The sequence below is a fragment of the Thiomonas sp. genome, assembly GCF_054608695.1.
Genome location: NZ_JBTRXV010000057.1, coordinates 20549 through 27573, shown reverse-complemented (window position 1 = coordinate 27573; position 7025 = coordinate 20549). Strand labels below are relative to the sequence as shown.

General features: G+C 63.6%; 8 protein-coding genes and 1 tRNA gene. 2 read left to right on the top strand and 7 right to left on the bottom strand.

Annotated elements, in window-relative coordinates; genetic code table 11:
- The 7 genes from ACYCUK_RS16240 to ACYCUK_RS16210 form a co-directional block, all read right to left on the bottom strand.
- Positions 1 to 180 (bottom strand): Arm DNA-binding domain-containing protein (locus tag ACYCUK_RS16240; protein ID WP_461595731.1); only part of this gene is annotated, 180 nt, incomplete at its 3' end.
- 192 nt (positions 181 to 372) lie between these two features.
- Positions 373 to 460: transfer RNA gene (locus ACYCUK_RS16235), tRNA-Ser, on the bottom strand.
- Positions 461 to 501: 41 nt separating this feature from the next.
- Positions 502 to 1839, bottom strand: a complete 1338-nt coding sequence (gene hemW, locus ACYCUK_RS16230; RefSeq protein WP_461595730.1) for a radical SAM family heme chaperone HemW — start codon at positions 1837 to 1839, stop codon at positions 502 to 504.
- A complete protein-coding gene (locus ACYCUK_RS16225) occupies positions 1836 to 2600 on the bottom strand; it encodes a non-canonical purine NTP pyrophosphatase (RefSeq protein WP_461595729.1) in 765 nt (254 codons plus the stop codon). Before ACYCUK_RS16225 ends, hemW begins: the two co-directional genes overlap by 4 nt.
- Complete coding sequence (rph, locus tag ACYCUK_RS16220; RefSeq protein WP_461595728.1) at positions 2597 to 3325, bottom strand: ribonuclease PH; 729 nt, start codon at positions 3323 to 3325, stop codon at positions 2597 to 2599. Before rph ends, ACYCUK_RS16225 begins: the two co-directional genes overlap by 4 nt.
- 5 nt (positions 3326 to 3330) lie before the next feature.
- The gene (locus ACYCUK_RS16215) at positions 3331 to 4260 is read right to left on the bottom strand and encodes a PP2C family protein-serine/threonine phosphatase (RefSeq protein WP_461595727.1); all 930 of its coding nucleotides are present in this window, start codon (positions 4258 to 4260) and stop codon (positions 3331 to 3333) included.
- The gene (locus ACYCUK_RS16210) at positions 4257 to 5327 is read right to left on the bottom strand and encodes a serine/threonine protein kinase (RefSeq protein ID WP_461595726.1); all 1071 of its coding nucleotides are present in this window, start codon (positions 5325 to 5327) and stop codon (positions 4257 to 4259) included. The genes ACYCUK_RS16215 and ACYCUK_RS16210 overlap by 4 nt, the downstream gene beginning before the upstream one ends.
- Before the next feature lie 94 nt (positions 5328 to 5421).
- Here ACYCUK_RS16210 and ACYCUK_RS16205 point away from each other — a divergent pair, with 94 nt between their 5' ends.
- Both ACYCUK_RS16205 and gmk read left to right on the top strand, forming a co-directional pair.
- On the top strand, positions 5422 to 6327 hold the full coding sequence (locus ACYCUK_RS16205) for a YicC/YloC family endoribonuclease (RefSeq protein ID WP_461595725.1): 906 nt from the start codon (positions 5422 to 5424) through the stop codon (positions 6325 to 6327).
- A gap of 57 nt (positions 6328 to 6384) precedes the next feature.
- Entirely contained in the window at positions 6385 to 7005 is a 621-nt protein-coding gene (gmk, locus tag ACYCUK_RS16200) for a guanylate kinase (protein WP_461595724.1), read from the top strand.
- Positions 7006 to 7025: the final 20 nt, after the last annotated feature.

Here is a 7025-nt window from a genome sequence, read left to right as displayed (position 1 = left end):
CAGTGGATAAGCGCCGAAAGAGAGGCGCTTCTCGACGCCGCCGTAGCGGTACTTGAAGCGCCAGCCTTTGCTACCGGCCTTGGTGATTTCGAGGTAGGGCCCACCACCATCAAACAGGCAGGTGAGTTTGCCGGCTTTGGGCTGGGCCGCGCGCGCTTGGGCGTCGGTGAGCGTGGACATCGTGGGCTGGGGGCAAGTGGACGATGGAATCCATGCTATTGCCCCCAAATCACCCCCGCAAGGTTGTCGATCGGCGTCAACCAGCGGTCACGCGTGTTGACGCAAATGCACCCTTATCCCTACGCAACACATTGATTTGGAAAAGAAAAATCCATCACGATGGATGGCTTGGGAAAATCGACGGGTCAATTCTGGCGGAAGCGGTGAGATTCGAACTCACGAACGGTTGCCCGTTGCCGGTTTTCAAGACCGGTGCAATCGACCACTCTGCCACGCTTCCGAAGGAGCGCGATTGTAGGCGAGCTCCGAGATTGGCCTGCTTCAAACTGTTGAGTCGGGGATGCGCCCCGCCTCGCGCGAGTTGCTTGCGGCTGGCGGCAGAAACAGGGTCAAGACCTCGTTGAGCAGCTCCCATCCTCTCGGGGTGGCGGCAATGCGGTCGGGTGTTTCGTGCAGCAATCCGAGTCGCACGGCTTGCTGCAGCCCGGGGTGGAGGGTGGATAAGGGCAAGCCGGTGCGCCGGGTGTACAGCTCGGGATTGAAACCCTGGCGCAGGCGCAGGGCGTTCAGCAGGAATTCGAACGGGAGTTCACGTCGTGCCACCTCGTGCTCGGCTTCCATGGCCGCGCCCGACATGGCTTGCTGCATATAGCGCTCGGGCTGGCGCCGGCGGGTTTGGCGGACGATGCGGTGGGCGAAACTCAGCTTGGAATGCGCGCCAGCGCCAAGCCCCAAGTAATCGCCAAACTCCCAGTAGTTGCGGTTGTGCCGGCTGGTGTGCCCGGGGCGCCCGTAGGCCGACACCTCGTAGCGCTCCAAACCCGCGCTCTGCGCCGCGTCGGCCACGGCCTGCTGCATATCGGCAGCCAGGTCGGCGTCCGGCAACTGCTCGGGTGGGCGCTTGGCAAACGGGGTTTGCGGCTCGAGCGTGAGTTGGTAGAGCGAGAGGTGAGGCGGCTTGTAGGCGAGCGCCTGCTGCACCTCGGCCACCGCCTGCTCCAGGCTTTGGCCGGGCAGCGCGAACATCAGGTCGATGTTGAAGGTGGGAACGACGCGGCTTGCCTCTTCGATGGCGGCCCGGGCTTGCGCGGCGTCGTGGACGCGGCCGAGGATGCGGAGTTTGGCGTCATCGAAGCTCTGCACGCCGATGGACAGGCGATTGACGCCCGCTTGAGCATAGGCGGCGAAGCGGTCGCGCTCGAAGGTGCCGGGGTTGGCTTCGAGGGTGATTTCAGCATCGGGGGCCAAGGAGACGCGAGCCCGCACCTGGGCCAGCAGGGTATCGATGGCGTCGGGCGAGAACAGGCTGGGGGTGCCACCGCCGATGAAGATGCTCGCGATGCGACGCCCCCAGATGCATGGCAGCGCGACATCCAGGTCAGCCATCAAGGCCTGCACATAGCGCTGCTCGGGAATGACCGATTCAGCCCCGCGCCATTCATGCGAGTTGAAGTCGCAGTAGGGGCATTTGCGCAGGCACCAGGGCAGGTGCACGTACAAGGCCAGCGGTGGCAGGGCCTGGAGTTGCAGGGTGCCGGCACGCATGTAGTGCGGCAGGTGCGCGGCTGCGTCCTGCAATGGCAATTCGCCGACGGGCGTTGCATCATCCACCAGCGCACGCTCGGCTTGCGGGTGAATGGGAATGACTGGGCCGCTCATGGCTGGCCGCCAGGCGCCTGCTTGGTGCCAATACGCCAAAAGGCCTGCAGCAACAGCACGAGTTGCCGTGCGGCGCGGGCACGGTGGCTGATGCTGTTCTTGTGTTCCGCCGGGATCTGGGCCAAGGTGAGGTTCACATCGGGCAGCAGGAACAAGGGGTCGTAGCCAAAGCCGCCCTCGCCTGCGGCTTCAAGCGCAATACGGCCATGCAGCCAACCATGGGCGATGAGCGGCTCGGGGTCGCTCGCATGGCGCACGGCGGCAAGCACGCAGATGAAGTGGGCGCGACGCTCGGTCACCGTGCCCAGTTCCCGCAACAGCTTGCTGTTGTTGGCTTGGTCCTGCGCGCTGCGGCTGCGTTGGCCGCTTTCAAGTTCGCCATCCACAGGAGAAAACGCCGGGCCGCCCCAAGTTTTCTCATCCCCCTCGGGGGAGCCTGATGCGAAGCGGCAGGTCTGAGGGCGATCTTCTTGCGCAAAGCGGGCGGAATGCACCCCGGGGGCACCGGCGAGCGCCTGAACGCACAGCCCGGAATCATCGGCCAGCGCTGGCAGACCGGTCTGCGCCGAGGCATGCCGGGCCTTGGCCAAGGCGTTTTCGATGAAGGTGGCGTGGGGCTCGGGGCATTCGCTGACGTTCCAGTCCGACTGCAAAGCCAGGTCCAGTTCCAGCCCCTGCAGCAACACCTGGAATTCGCGCCATTTGCCCGCGTTGCCAGTGGCCAGCACGAGGCATGGCCTGTCGCCTGCAACCACCTTCATGCCAAGCCGAGCGCCTGCCTCTGCAAGCCGATGAGGTGTTCGATACCAAGCTGCGCCGCGTCCACCAGCGTATCGAGTTGGCCGCGCTGGAAAGGCTCGCCCTCGGCCGTGCCCTGCACTTCCACCAAGCCGCCGGAGGCGGTGCAGACCACGTTCATGTCGCAATCGCAGGTGGAGTCTTCGTCATAGGCGAGGTCGAGCAGGGTTTCGCCGCCGAGCAGGCCGACGGACACGGCTGCGACCAACTCGCGCATGGGGTTGCGCTCGATCTTGCCCTGGCGCAGCAACCAGGAGCAGGCATCCCAGGCCGCCACGGCGGCGCCGGTGATGGCGGCGGTGCGGGTGCCGCCATCGGCCTGCAGGACATCGCAGTCGAGCAGGATCTGGCGCTCGCCCAAGGCACCGAAGTCGAACACGCTGCGCAGGCTGCGGCCAATCAGGCGCTGGATCTCTTCCGTGCGCCCCTGTGGACGCCCGCGCTTGACCTCGCGGTCGCTACGCGTGTGGGTGGAGCGCGGCAGCATGCTGTATTCAGCCGTGACCCAGCCCTTGCCGCTGTTGCGGCGATGTGGCGGAACGCGCTCTTCGACACTTGCCGTGCACAGCACCCGGGTGCGGCCGAACTCGACCAACACCGACCCCTCGGCATGGCAGGTGTACTGGCGGGTCAAGCGTACGGGACGCAAGGCATTGGCTGCGCGAGCATCGGAACGGGAATAGGGCATGGAGTTTATTTTTTCGCCGCGGCGCGACGGATGGCTTCGTTGATTTCGGCGATGGAACGCTCGATGGCGGCATCGTCCAATTCGTCGATTTGCATATCGGGCAGGCCCGACTGGAAGGTGGAGGCGAACACGCCGGGCCGGATGCCTTCGGTGCTCACGCCCTGCGTGGTTTCGCGCTCGGCCTCGGCTTCCCACTCCATGGCCAAGGCGGTGACGTTGTCGGACTCGGCGGCATTTTGCCGCAGCGCCAACTCGACCATCTCAGGCACGGCATCCGACAACACACGATCACTCAGCAATCGCACGATGGTGGCCTCGGGCAACTGGCTCCACAAGCCGTCGGAGCACAGCATCACCATGTCGCCCGAACGCAGGGTCTGGGGCACGCCGATTTCGACGAAGGGCAGTTGCGGCGAACCCAGGCAGGTGTAAAGCACGTTGCGATTGACCGGAGCACCTTCCACGGTGGCATCGAGCACCTTGGTCTCGCGCACGGCGCGCAACATGCGTTGCTCGGCATGGGAGTGATCGCGCGTGCGCGTGAGCAGCGCACCGTTGCGCAGGAAGTAAAGCCGTGAATCACCCACATGCGCCCACTGCGCCACGCCCGCTTGCAACACGCAAAGCACTACGGTGGTCCGCGGGTAATCGCTCAGACTGTGGGCTTTGGCGTAGCGTTGAATTTGTTCATGTGCGGCCAAAATCGCTCGGCGCAGGAAGGTGCGAACGTCGTCGAGAGCCGACTTGGCCTCGCGCTGGAACATCGCCGCGATGGTCTGCAAGGCGAGTTGCGCCGCCATGTCGCCACGGGGGTGGCCGCCCATGCCGTCCGCCAGGCCCAGCAGCACGCTGTCGTGCGTGTAGCAATAACCCATGCGGTCTTCATTGGCCATGCGAGCACCGCGTCGGCTGACCTGATAGACGGAGAATTTCATGATTTGTCGCGCCCAGCCGGTGTCCGCTCACGCCCGCCCACCACCGGGCCCATGCGGGTTGCCCCACCCATGCGCGTGACCTGCTTGGCCTTGTCCACGCGAGCCTTGGTGTCGTGCACCAGTTCGTCAATTTGCATGCGCAGTTTTTCGCTGAGCGTGAGTTGGGTATAGCGCCGCGGATTCTCGGCGCCGAGTTCTTTTTGCAGGTTGAACACGCTTTGTGGCCGTGCCAGGGGGTCCAGCGACATGCACCATTCGACAATCTCGATCAGGTTGTCCGAATAGACGCCGCGCAGCTTCGAGAGCTGCATGGGCAATCGGTCCTTCTCCAGGCGCTGCGTCGCTTCGTAAGGCGGGTAGCCGGTCATCGACGCATAGATGCAGGCGCCGACGGAATAAATATCGGTCCAGGGGCCGAAGGACGCATCCCGCTTGTACATCTCCGGGGCGGCGAAACCGGGTGTGTACATGGGCCGAAAGCGCTTGTCCTGCTGGCCCAGCACTTCACGAGCGGCGCCGAAGTCGATGAGGATGGGCTTGTCGTCGTCGGTGATGAACAGGTTGGCCGGTTTGATGTCCAGGTGCAGCATCTTGTGCTGATGCACCACGCGCAAGCCCTGAAGGATTTCGTCGTACAGCGAGCGGATGGTCGACTCGCGGAAAATCTTCTTGCGTTTGAGTTCACGCGCGGTGATGACGAACTCCTGCAGCGACGAGCCCTCCAGGTAATTCATCACCATGTAAACGGTTTCGTTCTCGCGGAAAAAATTCAGCACCCCGACGACACTGGGGTGGGAAATTTGCGCGAGCGACCGCCCTTCCTCGAAAAAACTCTTGAGGCCGAGCCGGTAAAGCGCCAGCTTCTCCGGGTGCGCAATGGGCACCATTTCGCCGGCTGCGCGCTCCACCAGGGATGCCGGCAGGTACTCCTTGATCGCCACGCGCTGGCCGTCGGACGTGAGCGCGAGATAGACCACGCCGAAGCCGCCGCTGGCGAGCTTGCGCAAGATGCGGTAGCCGCCGACTTGGATATCGGGTTCGAGTGGTGCGGGTTTGGCTTTCGACATATGGCGTGAAAACGGCAGGAATGCCCGACTGGTGAATTCCCGGCTGGCGGCCCACACTGTGGAAAAATGCGGCGTCCAAACCAGGGAGCGCCGAGTGAAATTACTTTATAGCATGACCGGTTACGCTGAAGTCAGCGTGGCTGTCGCAGGCGCACGATCTCCGCTTGCCGTTCGTCTGGAATTGCGCAGCGTGAACAGCCGGTTTCTCGATCTGATGTTCCGTTTGCCCGACGAATTGCGGGCCTGTGAAGCCTCAGTGCGCGCGCTTTTGACCCAGCAACTGCGCCGCGGCAAGGTGGAATGCCGCATCAATCTGGACGAAGCACAGTCCGCACAAGCCCTACCCGAGCTGCACCAGATCGAACCGTTGCTGCAGGCCGAAGCCGTTCTGCTCCAGCGCGCACCCCATTTGCGCGGCCTTTCCGTGGCCGATGTCTGGCGCCTGAGTGCGGCGCAACAGCAACAGCCGCATGTGGACCCCGCCATGCTGACCCAAGCGATGCAGCGCGCAGCCGAAGCGGCCCTGATCGCCCTGCAGGCAGCGCGCTCGGCCGAGGGTGAGCGTCTGCGGAGTTTTTTGCTGGACCGCTGTACCCAACTGCAGCAGTGGGCGCTGGCGGCCGAACAAGTGGCGCCGCAAGCCGTGGCCCGGCTGCAGGAGCGCTTCATGACCCGCTGGAACGAGGCGCTGCAGGCTCTGGGCGGCAGCCCTGATCCAGAGGCAGTACGAGATCGCCTGCTGCAGGAAACCACGGCATTCGCCCTTCGGGTCGACGTTGCCGAGGAAATCAGCCGTCTACAATCACATCTCGATGCCATTCGCAAGGTCCTCGACGAAGGTGGAGAAGTCGGCAAACGCCTGGACTTCCTGATCCAGGAATTGCACCGTGAAGCCAACACCCTGGGTTCAAAGTCGGCCGTGCTCGAACTCAGCGAACTGGCGGTTCACATGAAGGTTTGCATCGAGCAGATGCGCGAGCAGGTGCAAAACCTCGAATAGAGCACCGAGCACCCGGTTCCTTTTGCCACAACAACCCCCTAGCCAAGATCCCCACGCATGGACTTCCCGGGCAATTTGTTCGTCGTCGCAGCCCCCAGTGGCGCCGGAAAATCCAGCCTGGTGCAAAAACTGCTGTCGAAGGACAAGGGGATCCAGTTGTCCATTTCCTACACCACGCGCGCTCCCCGTGGCCAGGAACTGGATGGTCGGGAATACGTCTTTGTCGACCGCACTGAATTTCAGCGCCGTATCGACGCCGGGGACTTTCTCGAATGGGCCGAAGTGCATGGCAACCTCTATGGCACGTCGCGGCATTGGCTGCGGCAGCGCATGGCCCAAGGCGTGGATGTGATGCTGGAAATCGACTGGCAAGGCGCCGAGCAGGTCAAGCGCCAGTTCAGCAATGCGGTGAGCGTCTATCTGCTGCCGCCTTCGTTCGAGGAACTGGAAGCACGCTTGCAGCGGCGCGGCGAGGACGCTGCCGATGTCATTGCCCGCCGGCTGCGCGATGCGCGGCTGGAAACGCCGCACGCCAGCACCTTCGACTTTATAATTGTGAATCACGACTTTGCTCATGCGCTACGTGATTTGCAGTCCATCGTTGCCGCACAGCGCTTGCGGTACTCGGCCCAGCGCCGCGCGCATCCCGAAGTGTTCAAGGCACTCGGCATACTCTGAGCACCTCGCTCCCAACCTCA